Genomic DNA, 19,945 nt, shown 5'->3' on the forward strand with positions numbered 1-19,945 from the left:
CATCTGCTCAAAGTCGGCGACGCCTCCCATTTCGCCTCCTCGAGGCATCTGGCGGCCTACACCGGCATCGCCCCGGTCACCCTCAGCTCCGGCACCAGCATCAAGGGCCAACATCTCGCCCCGAGCGCAGCCGCCAGCTCACACGGACGTTCGTCCTCGCCGCCTTCGCCGCCCTGTCCGACTGACTCCTGGCCGGGCGTTGGCCAACACCACGCCGTACCGCCGCGGCGCGGGTGGGGTCTTACACGGCGCCTGATCGTCCACCTATTGCTCGAAAACCGACAGCGGGTGGACGTTCCCGCTGTCGGCCCGGTTGCCCCTCCCCCATCGAACTGACGCCAGCAGGTCGACGCCTGTTCCGTGAACATGGCTCCTCTTCGATCGCCGATGCTGCCTCGCTCACAGCAAGTCGATACGCCTGGACATCCGACGTTGGTAGACCAATTCAGTGCGCTGCCTCTTCCTCGCACACCACTTGTAGACCACCATGGTGCCTCCGTTCCGCCAGTCGCCCACACGGACAGCGCACAGCACCTCACGTGGAAAGACCGCAACCACGTCCAAACCGGCCCCCTCACAAGCCCGACACCGACATGCGCACATATCATCGAGACGCCCCTCACCCTCAACACAAAGTGAATAAGAAACAGCGTTACGGTCCACAGTGCCGCAGGTCAATAAGGGTCGTCCCCGCGCGAGCGGGGCTGTTCGCTCCCGGCCCCTCTCAGGGGCGCCGTCTCGCCAGTAGTCCTCGCGCGGGGACTGCTCACCCTCACCGGCAACGTCATCGTCTCGCCGGAAACAGCCCTGCTCGACGGGACAGGCGCTGATCAACAGGGCTGGCGACCGGCCGCCTGAATACGACACACCGCTCCTGACCACGCTGCTCCCGAGCTGTACCGAAACCTGCTGCCACCACCGCATGACGGACCCGCCCGGATCTGCGCCGCCACCCCTCAGGTAAGAGCCGGCCATCAAACGTTCCCGAGGCGCTGGCTCTCCAATCAAGGCCGTGACATTGAGTCACACCCACGGCAGGGTCAAGGTTCCTGCCAGGCCTCTCAACGGTCCTGACAAATTCAGGACATGATCATCCCAACACGGAGCGTCACACTCCGAGTGGGGATGGATCCCGCGTTTGCGTGTTGGAGGACCACCACCGGACTCCTCCACTTCGTCGGTGCACTAGCGCACTCTGAACTCCCGGCAGGCCGCCCAGTGGCATATCCCCATGTCCGAGATCAGGAGTTCACTCAACTGGGCGCGCTGGCCCACCGTGTACGACCCGGACGCGATGTTGAGGTTCTCCGGCGGCAGCAGCGTGTAGTTCGGTACCCGGTCACCCGGTCCGAACACCTCCGCCGGCTCCCCGGAGTACGTGCCGAGTTCGACCGCCAGCCCGTCCGCGTCCTTGAGCTTCTCGCCGTCTTGGACGTGCATCTTCAGCGTAGTGCCCGGTGGGACGTCACCGTCACCGTCACCGGCCTAGTGCACACCGTGACCGGCGAGGACCGTCTCGCCGTCGGCCCGAGCCCGTGCGCGCCTTGGGGGTGTCCTCTCGCCGTTCGCGGCGCGGCTTGTGCCAGCTCTCGGCTGGGCGGGTTGGTGCGCGGTGGCCTACTCGCGCAGTGAGCCCGGGTAGAGGAACCGGTCGCTGGGCTTGGCTGCCTTGTGGAACCACTCGGTCAGGAACGCGGTCTGGTCTTGGCCCGCGATGTCGTTGACGAGTTTCTCCAGGTCGGCCCAGTTGGCGTTGCCGTCGCGGTGTTCGCTGGTCCAGCGTGTGAGGAGCTGGTCGAACTTGGCCTCGCCCAGGGTGCGGCGCAGGGCGTGCATGGCGAGCTTGCCCTTGTCGTAGACGGCGGTGAACTCCTTGCCGGGGCCCATGTCGAGCAGGGGGCGGTTCCAGAAGGCGTCGTCGGCTTTGGCGACGGCTTGGCGGTAGGTCTCGTCCAGGTCGGTGTCGTTCTTGGCCTCGTCCCACAGCCATTCCGCGTAGCTGGCGAAGCACTCGTTGAGGCAGATGTCGGACCAGCGGTTGAGGGAGACGCTGTTGCCGAACCACTGGTGGGCCTGCTCGTGCACGACGATCCCCAGGTCGTCCTCGGTGCCGTAGATGGGGCGGGTCTGCAGTTCCACGGCGAAACCGATGTCCTCGTTGATGAAGATGCCGCCCGCCGCGTCCTGCGGGTAGGGGCCGAACTTGCTCGCCAGGAAGTCCAGGACCTCGGGCAGCCGGGCCTCGGTGGCCCGCTGGAACTCGACACCCGGGGCGTAGGCGCTGACCAGCGGGAGCCCGTGGTAGGTCGACCGGTCGAACGTCCAGTGATCGATGCCGACCGTCGTCAGGTACGGCGCGATCCGGTTCGCCTCGACCCAGGTGTAGGTGGTCCAGCCGTCCGCGCTGTACGGCGGTTCCTCGCGGCCGTTGCCGATCACGCTCCACCCGTCGGGCACCCGGGCGGTCAACCGGAACGTGGCCTTGTCCGACGGGTGGTCGTTGACCGGGAACCAGGTGCTCGCCGAGTGCGGCTGCCCGGCAACGAACACGCCGCCGGACCGGGCCTTGCGCCAACCGTCGCCGTCCGTCGACGGATCGTCCTCCCCCTCAGGGGTTCCCGAGTAGGTGACCCTGGTGCGGAAGGTCGCCCCCTTGGTCACGGTCGCGGGAGGGGTGATCACCAGCTCGTGCACGCCCGCGCGGGCGAACTTCGCGGGCTTGCCGTCGATCTCGACCGCGCCGACCTGGAACCCGATGAGGTCCAGGTTGAACCGGCTCAGGTCGGCGGACGCCACGGCGGTGACGGTCGTGTCACCGCCGAACTCGTCCGAACTCGGGTCGTACCGGATCGCCACGTCGTAGCCGAGGACGTCGTAGCCCCCGTTCCCGTCCTCCGGGTAGTACGGATCGCCGACGCCCGCCGCGCCGGGCAGGCCGCCGGTACCAGAAGGTCCCGGCGTGCGGCTGGGATCCGCGGGCCCCGGCGACGTGGTGCAGGCGCCGACCGCGGTGACGGCGAGCAGCGCCCACACGACTCGAGCACGGGACATGACCCATCTCCCACCGTTTCGAGGCAACACGATCATGAACGCGCGACCTCGCCGTCGAGTTCCGTCGAGCACCGGTCAGCGTTTGGCGCGCCATTCGTTGGTGAGGAGCCAGATCAGGTAGGCGCCGCCGAGTGCCCCTGTGGTCAGCCCGACGGGGAGTTGGACTCGGGGGACGAGGTGTTGGCCCACCTGGTCGGCGGTGACCAGGAGCAGGGCGCCGGTGAGGCCCGAAGTGGCCAGGTTGGCACTGCCGGAGCGGACCAGGCCGTGGGTGATCTGAGGGGCGACCAAGGCCACGAAGGTGATGGGGCCCGCCGCGGCGGTGGCCAGGGCGGTGAGGCCGACACCGGCAAGGACCAGGTAGAGGCGGGAACGCTCGACGGGGACGCCGCGGGAGAGGGCGGTTTCGTCGCCCAGTTCGAGCATGGCCAGCCGCCTGCCCAGCAGGAGCGCGAGGGGGAGCAGGACGGCCAACGCGATCCAGGCGGGAGTGGCCTCGTCCCAGCCGCGGCCGTTGAGGCTGCCCACCAGCCAGAGTTGGGCGTTGCGGGCCTCTCGCAGCGAGGCGCGGCTGAGGAGGAAGCCGTTGGCGGCGAAGAGGACGGCGCTGACGCCGATACCGACCGGGATCAGGCGGGTTCCGTGGATGCCGTTGCGGTAGGCGAGCAGGTAGACGAGGACCGCCGCGGCCAGGCCGCCCAGGACCGAACCCAGGGGTACGCCGATGGGGCCGCCGCGCCAGAAGAGCAGGACCAGGAGGGCGCCGGTTGCCGAGCCGGTGGTGAAGCCGATGATGTCGGGGCTGCCCAGGGGGTTCGCGGAGACGCTTTGGAATATCGCGCCGGCGGCACCCAGGGCCAGGCCGACGGCGATGGCCACCAAGAGGCGGGGCAGGCGGGAAGCGGTTGACCACCAGTTCCAGTCCGCGTGGGGCCGTCGCCGAAGAGGGTTCGCAGGATGGTGCGCCGATCAGCGCCATGACGATCCCGACCTCCACCTCGCCCGGCGCCGACACCACGCCCCCCCAGGACGCCCGCGCCCAGCACCAGGACCGCGCCCAGCACACCGGAGTAGGGCAGCACCCACCGGTTGTCCGGGCCGGTGACCACACGGGCGATGTGCGGGACGGTGAGACCGCCGAACGCGACCGGACCCGCCGCCGCGGTGGCCGCGCCGCACAACAGGGTGACCGCGACGGCGCCGCCCGCGCGCAGGGCGGTGACGTTCGCGCCGAGAGCCCGGCCGGTCTCCTCCCCCAACGCGATGGCGTTGAGGCCGCTGCCCATGGCCAGGGCGCCGAGCGCCACCCCGGCACGGTCCCACGCCGCGTCACCGCCCTGATGACCACCGACACCCGCCGCCGCTGGCCCGCGGTGCTGCTCCCCCTCCTGGCCGTCGCCACCACCATCTGGACCGGCGAGTGCGTCTACGACCTCTTCGAACTCCTGGCCGCCGCCACCCCTGACCGATAGCCGCGCAGGGGACTCAGAGTTCGCGGACAGGCCGAGCGGGGCTCCCGACGGCGAGGGTGCGGGCCGGGATGTCGCGCGTGACGACGCTGCCCGCGCCGATGACGGAGTCGGCACCGACGGTGACACCGGGACAGACGATAACCCCGGCGCCGAGCCAGGTGTTGTCGCCGATGGAGACGGGTTTGGCCTGCTCCCAGCCTTCGCGGCGGCGTTGGTGGTCGTCGACGGGGTGGAGGGCGGTGGTGAGCTGGGTGCGGGGGCCGATGCGGACGTCGTCGCCGATGGTGATGGGGGCGTCGTCCATGAGCAGGACGTCGGTGTTGATGAAGGTGTTGGCGCCGAGGCGGGTGTGGGTGCCGTAGCTGATCTGGAGCCCGGGCATGACGACGGTGTCGGGGCCGATGCGGCCGAGGAGCTGTTCGAGGATGTGCCTGCGTTCCCTGTCATCGTCGGGACCGGTGGCGTTGAAGCGGTTCTGCAGGTGCCAACAGCGTCGTCGGGCGGCCACGAGTTCGGGGCCGTCGAGGTACCAGTCGCCGCGGCGCATGCGGTCGAGGGGGTCGGTCATGGTGTGGCGTCCTTTCTGTGCTCGTTGCGGAGAATCGCGGTGGGCGTGCACACGAATCCGGTCGACGCAACGCGTTCCGGACCGCGGTAACGCGCCGTGGGAGGGTAGCGATCTTGGTCAGGTCGCGGTGAAGGGTTGCGTGATCGATGACCTTGTTGCACGGAGCAGGCGCCAGGGCTGTGTTGATCGGCACCGGTGGGCACGTGCCGGGGTCCGGGCTCCCGGACATCGCGGCCGTGCCCGAGACCGTCGCCGACCTGACGCGGGTGCTCGTCGACCGGTGCGGCATGCTCGCGGAGAACATCACCGTCGTCTCGGTCGCGGCGAACCCGTCCGAGATGGGGCTGGCCCTGGCGGACGCGGTCGAGCACGCCGAGTCCGCGCTGCTGGTGTACTACGTCGGCCACGGCCTGCTGGGCTCCACCGGTGACCTGTACCTGGCGTCCCGCGCGGGCGACGGTGGTGCCCTGCGGTTGCCCGCGACAGCGCTGCCGTACACCGAGGTGTGCCGGTACCTCTCGGAAAGCCGGGCGCGGCACCGGCTGGTGGTGCTGGACTGCTGCTTCTCCGGTCGGGCGATACCGTCGCTGGCCGACCCGGCGGTCGCCGCAGTCGCCGCGCACCCCGGCGGGACGTTCGTCATGGCCTCCGCCGCCCGCGACGAGGTCGCGCTCGCCCCACCGGGCGCCCGGCACACCGCGTTCTCCGGCGCCCTGATCGCACTGCTCGACCAAGGCGAACCCGGCGGCCCGGCCGAGCTGACCCTGGAAGACGCCTACCAGCACCTCGACCGCGTCCTGGCGGCCCGGCGGCTGCCCCGTCCGCGCAAGAGCGCCACCCAGTCGATCGACCGGTTCGTGCTAGCCCCGAACCTGGCGTGGCGACCGGAGGACGACGACGAGGTCAACCCGGCGGTCGCGCCCGCCGACGGCGCCTGCCCGTACCCGGGCCTGGCGTCCTACGGCGTCGACGACGCGCGCTGGTTCTTCGGCCGCGCGGCGGTGGTCGACCGGGTGCTCGACCACCTGGCGGACCGGGTCGCGGACCCGGGGCTGCTGGTGGTGAGCGGCCCGTCCGGGGTGGGCAAGTCGTCACTGCTGCGGGCGGGGGTGGTCCCGGCGTTGGCCCGGGGCGCGCTGACCGGTTCCCAGGGCTGGCACCCGGCCGTGATCACCCCGACCAACGCGCCCCTGGCCAGTCTGCGCGCGGCCACCGACCAGGTCCCCGACGGGCGCAGGCCGCTGCTGGTGGTCGACCAGTTCGAGGAGCTGTTCACCCTCGCGGACGAGCCCCGGCGCGCCGAGTTCGTCCAGGCACTGCACGCGTTGACCGCGACGGCGTCGGTGGTGCTGTGCGTGCGCGCGGACTTCCTGCCGCACTGCGCCGTCCACCCCGCCCTGGTCGACGCTGGGTCGGGGGCAGGTACTGCTGGGCGCCATGTCGGCCGCCGACCTGCGCGTCGCCATCGAGCGCCCCGCCCGGGTCGTCGGGGCGCACCTGCAGGCGGGGCTGGTCGACCTCGTGCTGCGCGAGGTCGCGGCGCTGCCGCCGGACTCGCCCGGCACGCTGGCCCTCGTCGCGCACGCCATGAACATCACCTGGCGCCACCGGGCGGCCCGGGTCCTCACCATCGCCGGGTACGAGCGCAGCGGCGGCATCGGCGGGGCGGTGGCCGCCACCGCCGAGTTCGTCTACGAGCAGTTCGGCGCCGAGGACCGGGAAACCGCCCGCGTCCTGCTCATGCGCCTGGTGCACATCGGGGACGGCACCCACGACGCCCGCCGTCGCCTCGACCGCGAACGCCTGCTCGCCACCGCGCCCGCGGCGGCGGCGCGGGTCCTCACCGCGCTGACCGACGCCGGGCTGCTCACCACGGCTGACACCACCGTGGAGATCGCCCACGAGGCCCTGCTCCGCGCTTGGCCCCGCCTGCGGTCCTGGATCGACGCCGACCGCGCGGGCGCCGTGGTCCACCAGGCCCTCATCGAGGCCGCCGAGGTCTGGGAGCGCGGCGGTCGCCAACCCGGCGACCTGCACACCGGCACCCGCCTCCACGCCGCCACGGACTGGCTGGCCGGTTCGAACACCCGGCTCGACGACCGCACCGCCCGGTTCCTCGCCGCCTCCGACAAGCACGCCGCCCGCCAGCGGGACGGTTCGCGGCGGCGGACCCGGAGGCTGCTGGTGCTGTCGGCCGTGCTCGGCGTGCTGCTCCTGCTCACCACGGCCGCGGGCTACGTCGCGGTCGTCCAGTGGCAACGCGCCGACGCGCTGCGGGCGGCCGAGGCCGACGCCAGGCGGTCCGCGGCCAACCAGGTCAACGCCCGAGACGCCCTGCGTGACGCGGTGCGGCTGGTCGACCGGGCGAGCGCGCTGAACCTCGCCCTGGCCGCGCACAGGATCTCGCCGAGCCCGGACACCATCGGAACGCTGACAGCCCTGCTGCGCAGACACGCCCCCGTCGACTACACCGCGCCCCAGCCGGAGCTCGAGCTCACCGCGGTCGGTGTCTCCACGGGCCTCGGGCAGGTACGCGCCTTCGGCGGGGACACCGTGGTGGTCTGGCCGGTGGGCTCGCACGACCCGCCTGCGCGGTGGACGGCACCGGTACCGCTGGCCGACGTGGCATTGGAAGCCGACCAGCCCGTCGCCATCGGCAAGGACGGCACCGTGTGGGACACCACCCGCCCATCCGCGGCGGGCCCCATCACGAGGGCGGTCTTCCCGAACAAGCCGGATCACCCAGGGGTGACCGCCGACGGTCGGTGGCTCTACACCTCCAGCGACGCCCCGGACGGGCCCTATCCCTACCGGAGCGTCGTACAGGTGTGGAGCCTCGCGAACCGATCCGCATACCTGGCGACTTACGGCGGGGTCTTCTGCTTCGTGCCGGGCAACTTCCCGTGCCGCGAGTTGCCCGGCGTGCACAACGACCGCTCCAGGTCACTCCCGGCGATCCCACGGCCGGTGCTCCCGGTCCTCAGCGCCGACGGCGCCCTCGCCGCGATCAGCGACGGAGCTGAGGTGACTTACAGCTCGCTGGACGACCCCGCTGTCCCCAACACCGAAGCCTTGCCACACCGGGGAGGCGTTCTCGAGGGCGTGGGGCCACTGCGAACGATGACCATGTCCGCAGACGGAACCAGACTCGCGACGTCCGGGGTGGACGGCACGGTCCGCGTCTGGGACCTCACCGACCCCACCCCGCGGCTGACCACCGTCATACCCGATGCCGACCTGGCCGGCCGCGATTTCCGGTTCTCCCCGGACAACCGACAACTGCCGCAACCGGCCAAAGGCGGCGTGCGCGTGTGGTACCTCGACCCCGGTGACGTCATCTCGCAGATCTGCACCCTGAGCATCACCACCATGGGCGAGTCGACCTGGAAGCACTACTTCCCGGAGGAGCCGTACCAACGTCCGTGCAGCTGACCGCCCAGCGTCGGAGTGAGTACTCACTTCTTGATTGACGGAGTGAGTGCTCACTCCGTACGCTTGTCGGCGTGACACCGAACGCACCGCGCAAGCGCGCGCCGGGGATGAGTCCCGAACAGCGCCGAGAGATGATCGTCCGCACCGCCCTCCCCCTGGTCGCCGAGCACGGCGCCGCGGTGACCACCGCGCAGGTCGCGCGCGCCGCAGGCATCGGGGAGGCGACGGTGTTCCGGGTGTTCGCCGACAAGGAGGAACTGCTCAGCGCGTGCGTGGCGGAGGCACTGCGCACCGACCACGTGCTCGGCGAGATCGCGGCGATCCCGTTGGAGCAGCCGCTGGCGGAGCGGTTGGTGGAGGTGGCCTCGGCGATGGAGGCCTACCTGGGGCGGATGGGGCGCGTGCTGGGCGCCCTGCACGCGTCGGGGCACCGTGGCGCGGGCGGTGGCCGCGCGGAGGTGCTGATGACTCGCCTGCGCGGCGCGGCGGGCGGCCCGGGTGCGCCCGCGCGGTCCGATGCGGACAGCTCGGACTCCGGCCCCGCGATGTCGGATCGGGAGGCGGCGCAACGGCGGACCAGCGCGGCGGTGGCGGAGTTGTTCGAGCCGGAGCGGGACTCGCTGCGGCTGCCGCCGGAGACACTGGCGACGATCTTCCTGGCGATGCTGTTCTCCCGCACCCGGTCCGCGGGCGACGACCTCTCCCCCACGGTCGAGCAGTTCGTGGACGTCTTCCTCCACGGCGCGCTCGGCGGACAGCCCCGGTGACCTACGACGAACTGACCCCGCGCAGACGCCTGCTGGTCACGATCGCGCTGCTGGCGTGCGCGTTCCTGGCCATGCTCGACGGCACGGTCATCGGCACGGCCCTGCCGCGCATCGTCGACCAACTGCACGGCGGCGACACCTGGTACACCTGGTTGGTCACCGCGTACGTGCTGACCTCGTCGATCAGCGTCCCGATCTACGGCCGCTTCTCCGACCTGCGCGGCCGCCGCGGACTGCTCCTGGTGGGCCTGGTCCTGTTCCTGGCGGGTTCGGCGGCCTGCGGCTTCGCCGGTTCGATGACGGCGCTGATCGTGGCGCGGGCGGTCCAGGGCCTGGGCGCGGGCTCGTTGTTGACCCTGGGCATGGCGTTGGTGCGGGACCTGAACCCACCGGGCCGCGAGGACGGCGTGGTCCGTATGCAGACGGCGGTGGCCGTCATGATGATCCTGGGCTTGATCGGCGGCCCGCTGGTCGGCGGCGTCCTGACCGACCACGCGGACTGGCGGTGGGCGTTCTGGGTGAACCTACCGGTGGGCATGGCGGCGGCGGCCGTGATCGCGTCGGCGCTGCCACCGAGCAAACCGGAGCCACGGTCAGGCCGATTGGACGTGGCGGGCATCGCACTGCTGAGCGCCGGGTTGTCACTGGTGCTGATCGGGTTGAGCCTCAAGGGCACCGGCGACGCGCGGTGGCGCGACGCGGAGGTGCTGCTGCCGCTGGCGGCCGGGGCACTGCTGTTGGCGGCACTGGTGCCGGTGGAGCGGCGGGCGTCGACACCGGTGTTGCCACCACACCTGATGCGACGGCGGACGTACGCGGCGTTGTTGTCGGGAGGTTTCTTCTTCCAGATCGCGGTACTGCCGATCGGCGTGTTTCTGCCCCTGTACTTCCAACACATACGCGGCTTCTCGGCCACGGCGTCGGGCCTGTCGGTGTTGCCGCTGCTGGTGGGCATGGTGACGAGCAACCGCCTGACCGCTCTCCTGATCCTGCGAACCAGGCACACCCGACCGGTACTGCTGGCCGGAGCGGCGGTGACCACCCTCGGCGCGTTGGGGTTCTTCACGCTGGGGCCGTCGACATCGGTGGTCATCACCGGGGCCTGGCTGCTGCTGACCGGCGTGGGAGTCGGCCCCGCGATGGGCGGCATCACCATCGCCACGCAGAACGCCGTGGACCGCGCGGACATGGGCGCGGCAACCGCCGGATCGGTGTTGGCCAAACAGATCGGCGGCGCGGTGGGATTGGCGTGCGCACAGACCGCCGTGGGCACGGTAAGCGGCGAGTCGATCGGCGCGGCCGTGGGCTGGATCGGCGGCGCCGCGGGATTGCTGGCGCTGGCATCGATCGGCCTGATGCGAGACGTGGTGGTGGGTGCCGCTCCCCCGGTGCCGGAAAAGCGCTCCGTACCTGCCTAGCAGCGGTGGCGGGATCCCGGTGATCAGTCCACTGGGGAGGGTGCGTTGTTCTACTACCGCGTGACCAAGTACGACCCGGCCGACCGCGCCGATGACGGCTCCTACCAGGGCACCGTGCCCGCCGAGAGCGACCGGGGCCTGCTGGAGGCGGCGTACGTGGCCGCGGCGGTGGACTTCGCCGTGGACACCGGGGTGTCGTGGGTGGAGATCCTCGACCCCGCCCCCGACGTCAGGCGGTCGCTGGACGACCCGATATGGCACCCGGAGTTGGTGGCGTTGTTCGGGTCGGACCCGCGGGGTCTGTACGACGGTGCTCGGGTGTCGCCACGGGCGGCCTCGGAGCTGGTGCGCCTGATGCTGCGGAGCGCGGAGGAGTGCGGGCGGTGGCGGCGGCTCGGGCCGCGGGGCTGTTCCCCGAGCGGCGAACCGAATCACCGTACGAGGAGCGGCGCTGTCCGTCGAAGGCGCGGCAGGCCGATGAGGGGTTCTGGGCCGAGGTCGCCGAGTTGGTGGCCCAGCGGGGCGCGGTGCTCGTGCAGGAGTCTTTCGGCGCGTCGCGGTGGTTCCGGGTGATGTCGGATGCGGACCTGGAGGCGGTGCGGGCGCGGCTGGCGCCCCGGTCGCTGGTCGCGGTGTGGCCGGACCTGGCCGACGCGCTGAGCGGACCGCAGCCGGAGGGCACACACCTGCGGATCGTGTGGCAAGAGGGCGACCGGATCCACTACATGGTCGTCCTCGACGACGAGTTCCCGGAGGTCGCGGCTCGGCTGGGACCGGTGCCGTCGGTGGTGCTCGACGAGCGGGAGCGGCTGGTGGCGGCGGTGCTGCCGGACCCGGACGGGTGTGGTCTGGTCACCGTGGGAGCTGTGACGCCGCTGGTTGGGGTCGGCCAAGGACGGTGAGCGGACCACGTCGGCCCGAGGTCGCCGGGGGCCGTTGGAGGCGGCGTATGTGGCGGCGGTGCTGGATTTCGCCGAGGACGCGGGAGAGTCGTGGGTGCAGGTCTTTCGTCCCAGCGTGGACAGCGGGTGTTCGCTGGACGACCTGGTGGCGCATCCGCTGCTCGCGCGGTTGTTCGGGCCGGACCTGCGGGGCCTGCGCGACGGCGCGCGGGTGTCGCTGCCCGCGGCCGCGGAGTTGGTGCGGTTGATGTTGCGCGGCGAGGGGCTGCACTGCTTCCTGAGGACACCGGACGTGTTCACCGTGGACGTGGGCAAGGGGCAGGACATGCAGGTGAGCAGCGCGGAGGAGTGCGTCCGGGCCGTGGCGTCGGCCCGGGCCGCTGGGCCGTTCCCGCAGCGGTGGTGGTACACGCCGTATTGGCCGAGTTGTTGTTCGAGGGTCCGACCGGCCGACGAGGGGTTCTGGTCCGAGGTCGCGGAGTTGGCGGCGGGGCGGGGGACGGTCTTGGTGGAGGAGCGGTTCGCGGACGACCTGACGCGGTGGCTCCGAGTCCGGACGGCCGAGGACGTGGCGGCGGTGGCCGCGGGGATGGTGGAGCGGTCGTTGGTGGGGGTGTGGCCGGATCCGGTTGTCGGGCGGCCGTCCGAGGACGAGGACTCCGCCGGGGTGCAGGCGCGGCTGGGTTCGGTGCCGGTGCTGGTGCGGGGCCCGCTGCCCGGGGTGGACTACGACCAGCGGTTGGCGGTGGCGGCGGTGCCGGACGCCGATGGCGTGGTGCGGTCGCCGTGGAAGCCGTGATTAGGCTGGGTGGGTGAGGCGCAAGCTCCGTTCCCCCCTCCCCCAGCGGCACGGCCTGGACGCGGCCCGACTGCGGCTGCCGGACGACGGCCCGTGGTCGACGGTGCGCGAGCACCTGGTGGAGCGGCTGCCGAGGGTGGCGCCGGACCGGATCGACGAGATGCTCCGCGAAGGCCGGATCGTCGGCCTGGACGGCCCGGTCGGGGTGGACGCGGCGTTCGTGCCGGGGATGTTCGTGTGGTTCCACCGCGACCTGCCGGTGGAGGTGCCGGTGCCGTTCGAGTTGGCGGTGGTGCACCGCGACGACGACGTGGTGGTCGTGGACAAGCCGCATTTCCTGTCGTCGATCCCGCGCGGCAAGCACGTGGTGGAAACGGCGTTGGTGCGGGTGCGGCGGGAGTTGGGGATCCCGACGTTGAGCCCGGCGCACCGGCTGGACCGGGTGACGGCGGGGTTGTTGATGTTCGTGGTGCGGCCGGAGGCGCGCGGCCGCTACCAGACGCTGTTCCGGGACCGGCTGGTCGTGAAGGAGTACGAGGCGGTGGCCCCGTTCGACCCGGCGGTGCCGCTGCCCGCGGTGGTGCGCAGCCGGATCGTCAAGGAGCGGGGCGTGATCACCGCGTTCGAGGTCGAGGGCGAGCCGAACGCGGTGACCGGCGTGGAGGTGCTCGAGGCGCGGGACGGCCTGGCCCGGTACCGGCTGCGCCCGCAAACCGGCCGCACCCACCAGCTGCGCCTGCACATGGCGGGCCTGGGCCTGCCGATCCTGGGCGACGACTTCTACCCGGTGCTGCGCGACAAACCCCTGGACGACTTCACGCGTCCGCTGCAGCTGTTGGCGCGGGTGTTGGAGTTCACCGACCCGTTCAGCGGGGAGCGGCGCCGGTTCGAGAGCCGCCTGTCGCTCGCGGCGTGGGATTCGCCGGGTTCGTGGTGAGCGCGGCGTCGACGTCGGCCCTGTGGGACTCGGCCCAGTCCTTGAGGTGCCGGATTGGCTCAAGCAGGGACTGTCCGAGCGAGGTGAGCTCGTAGTCGACCCGCACCGGCACCGACGGGGTGAAGGTGCGGGTCAGCAATTCGTTGCGTTCGAGGGTGCGGAGGTCCGCCCCCTCTGTGACCCGCACCACTATCCATTACAGTTGTCGACAATCGACAATCGACCTACGGTGGAAGCGGCGAGTGGAGGAGGGCCGATGGACGGGCTTCGGGTTGCGGTGATCGGGGCCGGGCGGTGGGCGCAGTGGGCGCACCTGCCCGGTTGGGCGCGGGACGACCGGGTCGAGGTGGTGGCGCTGGTCGACACCGACCCGCGGGTGCTCGGCGAGGCGGCGGAGCGGTTCGGGGTGCGACGGGCCTCGACCGACTACCGGGAGGTGTTGGACGATCCCTCGATCGATGTCGTCGACGTCGCCACGGCCAACTCCGCGCACTACGAGGTGGCGGCGGCGGCGATCGAGGCGGGCAAGCACGTGTTGTGCGAGAAGCCGGTGCACCGGGATTTCCGGCGGACGCGGGCTCTCGCCGAGGCGGCCAGGGCCAAGGGGCTCAAGACGAAGCTCGGGTTCACCTTCCGGTACGCGCCCGCGGTGCGGTACGCGAAGAGCCTCATCGACGCCGGGTTCATCGGCACGCCGTACGTGTTCAACGGGTTCGAGCAGAACAGCCAGTGGATCGACCCGGCCACGCCGATGCGGCAGGTCGACCCCGACGCCGACCCCGCCGTGCTCGCCACCTCGTCCATCGAGGGCTACGGGGCGCCGATCATCGACATCATGCACTGGTGGGCGGGTGGGCGGTTGACCTCCGTCGTCGGGACGATGCGCAACTTCGTCCCCGAGCGGGTGGTCCAGACCACGGGGCGCAGGCAGCGGCTCAACATCGACGACGGTGACATGTGGATCTGCGAGTTCGACAACGACCTGATCGCGTCCATCCAGTCCTCCTACGTCACGGTCGGCAACCTGCCGGGGATCGAGGCCCGCCTCTACGGCTCCGAGGGCGCGCTGATCGTGCGGCTGGTGGAGGAGTTCGGTGTCTGCCAGACGATCCGCACCGCCACCAAAGACGCCGCCGAGTACGTCGAACGCGAGGTGCCCGCCGAGTTCTTCCCCCCGGGCGGCGCGTCCACAGAGGACTGGGGTGCCCTGTTCTACGCCAACCTCTGCGCCGATTTCGCCACCGAACTCCTCGACGGCGGCGACACCAACCAGGGCGATTTCGAGCAGAGCGCGCTGGTGCAGGAGACGATCAACGCGTTCGAGGCGTCGTTCCACCGCCGCGCCTGGGTGGACTTCCCGCTCGGCGGCGCGGCGTGAGCCCGCACGGGTGGGGTGCGCTGGCCGACGACGCCACCGCCGCGGCGCTGGTGGAGGCGGCGTTGGACGCGGTCGACGGTCGGGTCGAGCACGCCGACGTGCGGCTGGTAGAGGCCGAGGAACTGCGGGTGTACCGGCAGCGCGGTGCGGACGTGGACGAGCGCGTCGAGCACACCCTCGGCATCGGCGTCCGCGTGCTGGTCGACGGCGTCTGGGGATTCGCCGCGCGTCCGTTGGCCGACAGCGCGGACGCCGTGACCGCGGCGCGCCGGGCGCACGCGCTGGCCGTGGCGGCGCGGGGCGCGTCGGAGCCGGTGCGGCTGCCGGAGCTGGAAGTCCACAGCGGACGGTACGAGACGGTCGTCGAGCAGGACCCGTTCGCCGTCGCCGAGCACACCCGGCAGGCGCTGCTGAGCGAGGCGCTGGACGCTGCGTGCGTGCCGCGGGAGGTGGTGTCCGCGCAGGTGGGGGTCAACGCCAAGCGCCAGCACCGGCACTTCGGCAACTCGGCCGGGTCGCGGCAGCACCAGCACTTCCTGGAGACCGGGGTGCTCGTGCTGGTGCTGGCCGCCGGGCACGGTGACGTGCAGCGGCGCAGCTACCCGAACTCCTTCCACGGCGACACGGCCGCGGCCGGGTGGGAGTTCGCGCTCGGGCGCGATCTCGTCGCCAACGCGGCCCGGGTGGGCGAGGAGGCGGTGGCGCTGCTGACCGCGCCGGTCGCGCCCTCGGGCACCGCCGACGTGGTGCTCGGCGGGCAGCAGATGTCGCTGCAGATCCACGAGTCCGCCGGGCACGCCCTGGAGCTGGACCGGATCCTCGGCGACGAGGTCAACTTCGCCGGTACCTCGTTCATCGGCGTCGGCGACGTCGGCTCCCTGCGCTACGGCTCCCCCGCCGTCACCATCACCAGCGACCCGACCGTCCCGGGCACCCGCGGCAGCTTCGCGTTCGACGACGAGGGCACGCCCGCTCGCCGCCGCACCCTGGTGGGCGGGGGAATCGTCCGCGACACACTCTCCACACTGGACTCCTCAGCGCGCGCGGGCCTGCCGCTCACCGGCGCCGCGCGCTCCGACGGGTGGGGCTGCACGCCGGTGTGCTTCGCCACGCACGTCTACCTCGAACCCGGGACCGGCACGCTCGACGAGTTGTGCGACCGCCTGGGTGAGGGCTTCTACGCCGAGGACAACCGGTCGTGGTCCATCGACGAGCGCCGGTGGGACTTCCAGTTCGGCACCGAGGTGGCCTACGAGGTGCGCGGCGGGAAACGCGGCAGGCTGCTGAAGAACTTCTCCTATGGCGGGACCACCCCGCGGTTCTGGGGCTCGGTCGAGGCAGTCGCCGACGACCTGCGGATCTTCGGCTACCCGTGCGGCAAGGGCGAGCCCAAGCAGTGGGGTTTCCTCAGCCACGGCGCGCCGTCCACGCTGGTGCGCGGCGTGCGGATCGGGGTGGCGTGATGGGCTTCGCCGCGCCCGTCGACCCCGCCCGCGCCACCGAGCTCCTCGCTGCGGCCGTGCGCGGGGCCGCCGCCGACCACGTCGAGGTCGCGCTGCTGGCGCGTGCCGGGGAGTACACCAGGTTCGCCGGTGAACGGGTCCACCAGCCGCAGGACATCACCGAGCAGCAGGTCGTGGTGCGCGCCGTGGTCGACGGGCACGCCGCGCGGGTCGCGACCAGCGCGCTCGACCGCGTGCCCGACGCGGTCCGCCGGGCGACCGCGATCGCCCGCGACCTCGGCCGCTCGGCGCGCGGTCCCGGCTCGGCGTGGACGCCCGAGAACGCAATCAGCGACGATCACCTGCTCTGGCACGAGGACACCGCCGCCTTCGACGCGCCCGCCCGGGTGGCGATCGCCGCGCACGCCATGGCGTCGGCGCGACAGATGGGCGCCACCGCGGCGGGCATGGTCGGCCGGGCCGTGACCCAGCTCGCCGTGGCCTCGAGCACCGGTGCGCTGCGGCACGTGGTGGCGACCGAGGCCACCGGGAGTCTCACGGTCGGCGACGGGGACGGCTCCGCGCACTGGGCGAACCTGCACCGGTCCCGTGACGGGCTGGGGCTGACCCCGGCGACGGTGGCGGACGTGGTGGCCCGCGCCGTGCGCACCCGCGGCAGGAAACCGCTGCTCGACGGCGTCTACACCGTTGTGCTGGGACCTGAGGCCACCGGGGAGCTGCTCGGGTTCCTGGGGGTGCTCGGTTTCGACGGCGGTCTGGCCGAGGCGGGTGTCGGCGTGGCCACCGGGCCGGGGCGGCGGGTGGCCTCCGAGCTGGTCACGGTGGCCGACGACGCGTCGCACCCGTTCGGGCTGCCCATCCCGTTCGACGTGTCGGGCACGTCCAAGGCCGTGGTGCCGCTGCTGACCGCCGGGCTGGTCGGCGCGGCGGTCGGCGACCGGACCGGCCACGCCCATGTGGCGCGGGAGTCGCTGCCCGCCCCGGTCGCGGCGAACGTCGTGATGGCGCCCGGTACCGACCACGACCTGGTGGCGGGTGTGGCCGACGGGCTCTACGTCGAGCGGTTCTGGTACACCCGGCTGGTCGACCGGCAGGCGAGCACGATCACCGGCGTCAGCCGCGACGCGTGCTTCCGGATCGTGGACGGCACGCTGGCCGAGCCCGTGCGGGGTGCCCGGTTCACCCAGTCCGTTTTCGACCTGCTGACCACGGTGGACGGTGTGGGCGCGGAGTTGCGGGCGCAGCCCATCATGAACGTGTGGAACGGGTCGGTCACCGCGCCCGCGATCCGCGCGCACGGCTTCCGGTTCGGCTCCCGGTGATCCCGCGCAGCAACGCCGATCGGCTGCTGACCCAGGTCCTGGTGGGCGAGGTCTGCCCGCCGCTGGGCGACCGCTTCGGCTACCGCGTCGACGCCGAGGGGCGGCCGTTCCTGCTGCCCGGTATGGGCGGGGTCACCCTCGGTGTGCGGGTCGGCGACCCGGCCACGGGCCACGCCGCCGACCACCTCGAGCCCGGCCTGTCGGTGTGGCACCCAGACCCGGCGGCCAACCACGCGCTGCAGTACCTGACGTGCGTCGGCAACGAGGTGACCGTGCTCGTCGAGGGGCGCCCGAGGGGACGGGTCCTCGGCCAGCACGCCTATGTCCTGGTGGACCTCGATGACGCGGCGGCGGTCGCGCCGGGCGACCGGGTGGCGATCCGGGCTCGCGGGCAGGGGCTGCGACTGCTGGACCACCCCGAGGTCGGCGTGCGGAACCTCGACCCGGACCTGCTGCCGCGACTGCCGGTGGAGACCGCGCCGGACGGGCGGCTGCGGGTGCGGGTCGCCGCCCGGGTGCCGTCGTCGGCGGTCGGCGCGGGGGCGGGCATGGTGTCGGAGTTCGCCAACACCGACCTGATGGGCCGCGTCGACTTGCGGATCGGTGATCTCGTCGTGCTGCTGGACCAGGACCACCGCTTCGGCCGCGGCCACCGCGCCGGGTACGTGGCGATCGGGGCGATCAGCACCGGCGACTGCCGGTTGTTCGGTCACGGACCAGGACCCAGCACGCTGCTCACCGGCCCCGCCGCGGCCTTCGACCTCGTCGACGACCCCACCGCGAACCTCGGAGCCGCCTGGTGAACACCCTGGTCCGGACCACGTTGCTCGGTGTCGTCGAGACGCCGCGCCTGGGCGCCACCCCGTACCTGATCGACCGCGACGGCCTGCCGTACGTGCCGACGGCGACCGGCGGCGTCGTGCTGGGGCTGCGCCTGGGCGACGGCGTGTTCGACGTCGACGCCGACCACGCGGCGCCCGGTGTCACGCTCACGCATCCCGACCCGGCCGCCAACCACGCGCTGACGGCGTTCGCCTGCCTGGGCAACGCCGCGGTGGTGCGCACCGGGGACGCGCGCGGCGCGACCGGGCGGGTGCTGGGCAAGCGCGAGGGCCGGGTGATCGTGGTGTACCCGCAGGACGTGCTGGCGCGGATGGTGCCCGGCGACCAGGTCGCGGTCCACGCGCACGGCCAGGGTGCGGTGGGTTCGCTCAACGTGGACCCCGCGCTCCTGCCCGCCCTGCGCGGCCGGTCGGTGCGCGCTCGCGTGCCCTCCCACCTGGTGGGCAACGGGTTCGGGCGCCCGGCGCACCAGTGGGACCTGGACCTGCAGGTGGGCCCGGCGGAGGCGGCGCACTGGCGGCTGGGTGATCTGGTATGCATTGACGACGTCGACGTCCGGCACAACGCCGGGCGCAGGGAAGGGTGGTCGACCGTGGCGGTGCTGGTCCACGCCGGGAGCCCGCTGCCCGGCCACGGTCCCGGCGCGATGCCGGTCCGGTGCGGACCGACGGCGGAGATCGACGTGCGGGTGGACCCCGTCGGCCATGTGGGAGTGACGCCGGAGCTGCTGGGGTGCCCCGGTGCCTGACCTGGAACACCTGTCGCTGCCCGACACGGTGCACCGGCTGCTGCGCACCCGCATCCTCAACAACGAACTGCCCTCGGGCACCCGCCTCATCGAGGCGTCGATCGCCGAGGAGCTGGGCGTCAGCCGCGCGACGGTCCGCGCCGCCCTCGCCCGGCTGGCGGGTGAGGGCCTGGTCGAGATCAGCCCGCGCAGGCACAGCATCGTGACGCGACTGTCCCACGAGGACATCCAGGACGCCTGCTACGCCCGCTATGTGCTCGAAGAGGGCGCGGTGCGGGCCGTGCTGGCCCACGGCGCCGCCGAACTGGTGGACCCGCTCACCGAGTTGGTCGCGCGGATGGAGCACGCCGCGCGCGACCGGGACCTGGCGGTGATGGTCGACCTGGACACCGCCTTCCACGGGAGTCTGGTGGCTGCCGCCCGCAAGCCGCGGTTGGCCCGGTTGTTCGCGGGCATGGACGCGCAGATGGGCGCGGTGATGCGGTCCTCGCTCGAGGAGCAGCACCTCGACCTGGCCGAGATGCCCCGCATGCACCGGGACCTGGTGGACGCCTTGGCCGGCGGCGACCCGGCACTCGTCGCGTCCACGCTCTACCGGCACTACCTGCGCGAGGACTACGTGCTCTGAGTCGCTGCGGTCGGTCGGAGCGGGCACCGGGTCGTCGCACGGCACCAGCGCGTCAACGGTCGCTCGGGGTGCGTCGGTCCCGCTGCGAGATCGTCCCATCGAGGTGGGCACTTCCGCCCACCGCCCCTGTTCGCGCAGGTACCGGCTGAGAAGAGCCCGCACCACCGCGCGAGTGTCCGCTGTCGACTCCGACTGTTCTCGGGCGAACTCGCGGAGC

At 72.1% G+C, this 19,945-nt stretch carries 18 protein-coding genes and 3 pseudogenes; 15 read left to right on the top strand and 6 right to left on the bottom strand.

Annotated features, from left to right (window positions below):
* Positions 1–48 precede the first annotated feature (48 nt).
* On the top strand, positions 49–336 hold the full coding sequence (locus tag CLV40_RS39675; RefSeq protein WP_245931433.1) for a hypothetical protein: 288 nt from the start codon (positions 49–51) through the stop codon (positions 334–336).
* A gap of 849 nt (positions 337–1,185) precedes the next feature.
* Here CLV40_RS39675 and CLV40_RS20290 read toward each other — a convergent pair.
* From CLV40_RS20290 to CLV40_RS40570, 4 genes and pseudogenes are all read right to left on the bottom strand, one after another.
* Positions 1,186–1,455, bottom strand: a pseudogene (locus tag CLV40_RS20290) (putative adhesin); the annotation flags it as partial.
* A gap of 162 nt (positions 1,456–1,617) precedes the next feature.
* Positions 1,618–3,051 (bottom strand): M1 family metallopeptidase, encoded by a 1,434-nt coding sequence (locus tag CLV40_RS20295; RefSeq protein WP_104480552.1) that lies wholly within the window; start codon positions 3,049–3,051, stop codon positions 1,618–1,620.
* Positions 3,052–3,126: 75 nt separating this feature from the next.
* Positions 3,127–3,930 carry a FecCD family ABC transporter permease gene (locus tag CLV40_RS20300; RefSeq protein ID WP_181043617.1) on the bottom strand — a complete coding sequence of 268 codons (804 nt, stop codon included), beginning with the start codon at positions 3,928–3,930 and terminating at the stop codon, positions 3,127–3,129.
* 203 nt (positions 3,931–4,133) lie between these two features.
* Positions 4,134–4,337, bottom strand: a pseudogene (locus CLV40_RS40570) (iron chelate uptake ABC transporter family permease subunit); the annotation flags it as partial.
* A 54-nt stretch (positions 4,338–4,391) separates the two neighbouring features.
* Here CLV40_RS40570 and CLV40_RS40575 point away from each other — a divergent pair.
* Positions 4,392–4,523 (top strand): hypothetical protein, encoded by a 132-nt coding sequence (locus CLV40_RS40575; RefSeq protein ID WP_342752285.1) that lies wholly within the window; start codon positions 4,392–4,394, stop codon positions 4,521–4,523.
* 13 nt (positions 4,524–4,536) lie between these two features.
* Here CLV40_RS40575 and CLV40_RS20310 read toward each other — a convergent pair whose 3' ends face one another.
* Positions 4,537–5,091, bottom strand: coding sequence for a sugar O-acetyltransferase (locus tag CLV40_RS20310; protein ID WP_104480554.1), 555 nt, complete (start codon positions 5,089–5,091; stop codon positions 4,537–4,539).
* 146 nt (positions 5,092–5,237) lie between these two features.
* Here CLV40_RS20310 and CLV40_RS37320 point away from each other — a divergent pair.
* The 7 genes and pseudogenes from CLV40_RS37320 to CLV40_RS20350 form a co-directional block, all read left to right on the top strand.
* Positions 5,238–7,056: pseudogene (locus CLV40_RS37320) on the top strand (caspase, EACC1-associated type); the annotation flags it as partial.
* A 1,155-nt stretch (positions 7,057–8,211) separates the two neighbouring features.
* A complete protein-coding gene (locus tag CLV40_RS40580) occupies positions 8,212–8,523 on the top strand; it encodes a WD40 repeat domain-containing protein (RefSeq protein WP_342752291.1) in 312 nt (103 codons plus the stop codon).
* Between the two features lie 107 nt (positions 8,524–8,630).
* A complete protein-coding gene (locus CLV40_RS20325; RefSeq protein WP_104480557.1) occupies positions 8,631–9,290 on the top strand; it encodes a TetR/AcrR family transcriptional regulator in 660 nt (219 codons plus the stop codon).
* Positions 9,287–10,708, top strand: coding sequence for an MFS transporter (locus tag CLV40_RS20330; RefSeq protein ID WP_104480558.1), 1,422 nt, complete (start codon positions 9,287–9,289; stop codon positions 10,706–10,708). Before CLV40_RS20325 ends, CLV40_RS20330 begins: the two co-directional genes overlap by 4 nt.
* Before the next feature lie 383 nt (positions 10,709–11,091).
* Positions 11,092–11,610 carry a hypothetical protein gene (locus tag CLV40_RS20340; protein WP_146108127.1) on the top strand — a complete coding sequence of 173 codons (519 nt, stop codon included), beginning with the start codon at positions 11,092–11,094 and terminating at the stop codon, positions 11,608–11,610.
* 49 nt (positions 11,611–11,659) lie between these two features.
* Positions 11,660–12,409 carry a hypothetical protein gene (locus CLV40_RS20345; RefSeq protein ID WP_146108128.1) on the top strand — a complete coding sequence of 250 codons (750 nt, stop codon included), beginning with the start codon at positions 11,660–11,662 and terminating at the stop codon, positions 12,407–12,409.
* A 13-nt stretch (positions 12,410–12,422) separates the two neighbouring features.
* A complete protein-coding gene (locus CLV40_RS20350) occupies positions 12,423–13,346 on the top strand; it encodes a pseudouridine synthase (RefSeq protein WP_104480562.1) in 924 nt (307 codons plus the stop codon).
* Here the strand turns inward: CLV40_RS20350 and CLV40_RS20355 are convergent.
* Complete coding sequence (locus CLV40_RS20355) at positions 13,276–13,536, bottom strand: winged helix-turn-helix transcriptional regulator (RefSeq protein ID WP_342752287.1); 261 nt, start codon at positions 13,534–13,536, stop codon at positions 13,276–13,278. The two genes, CLV40_RS20350 and CLV40_RS20355, sit on opposite strands and share 71 nt — an antisense overlap.
* Positions 13,537–13,602: 66 nt before the next feature.
* Between CLV40_RS20355 and CLV40_RS20360 the strand changes: the two genes are divergently transcribed.
* Genes CLV40_RS20360 through CLV40_RS20385 form a run of 6 tightly spaced genes read left to right on the top strand, consistent with a single transcriptional unit; the run spans position 13,603 to position 19,728 of the window.
* Positions 13,603–14,724 carry a Gfo/Idh/MocA family protein gene (locus CLV40_RS20360; protein ID WP_104480564.1) on the top strand — a complete coding sequence of 374 codons (1,122 nt, stop codon included), beginning with the start codon at positions 13,603–13,605 and terminating at the stop codon, positions 14,722–14,724.
* Positions 14,721–16,187, top strand: coding sequence for a TldD/PmbA family protein (locus CLV40_RS20365; RefSeq protein WP_104480565.1), 1,467 nt, complete (start codon positions 14,721–14,723; stop codon positions 16,185–16,187). The genes CLV40_RS20360 and CLV40_RS20365 overlap by 4 nt, the downstream gene beginning before the upstream one ends.
* Positions 16,187–17,509 (top strand): metallopeptidase TldD-related protein, encoded by a 1,323-nt coding sequence (locus CLV40_RS20370; protein ID WP_104480566.1) that lies wholly within the window; start codon positions 16,187–16,189, stop codon positions 17,507–17,509. Before CLV40_RS20365 ends, CLV40_RS20370 begins: the two co-directional genes overlap by 1 nt.
* Positions 17,506–18,312 carry a DUF4438 family protein gene (locus CLV40_RS20375; RefSeq protein WP_181043618.1) on the top strand — a complete coding sequence of 269 codons (807 nt, stop codon included), beginning with the start codon at positions 17,506–17,508 and terminating at the stop codon, positions 18,310–18,312. Before CLV40_RS20370 ends, CLV40_RS20375 begins: the two co-directional genes overlap by 4 nt.
* Positions 18,309–19,100, top strand: coding sequence for a DUF4438 family protein (locus CLV40_RS20380; protein ID WP_104480568.1), 792 nt, complete (start codon positions 18,309–18,311; stop codon positions 19,098–19,100). Before CLV40_RS20375 ends, CLV40_RS20380 begins: the two co-directional genes overlap by 4 nt.
* Positions 19,093–19,728 carry a GntR family transcriptional regulator gene (locus CLV40_RS20385; RefSeq protein WP_104480569.1) on the top strand — a complete coding sequence of 212 codons (636 nt, stop codon included), beginning with the start codon at positions 19,093–19,095 and terminating at the stop codon, positions 19,726–19,728. Before CLV40_RS20380 ends, CLV40_RS20385 begins: the two co-directional genes overlap by 8 nt.
* The last annotated feature ends 217 nt before the right edge of the window (positions 19,729–19,945 follow it).

Source organism: Actinokineospora auranticolor, from assembly GCF_002934265.1.
Lineage (GTDB): Bacteria > Actinomycetota > Actinomycetes > Mycobacteriales > Pseudonocardiaceae > Actinokineospora > Actinokineospora auranticolor.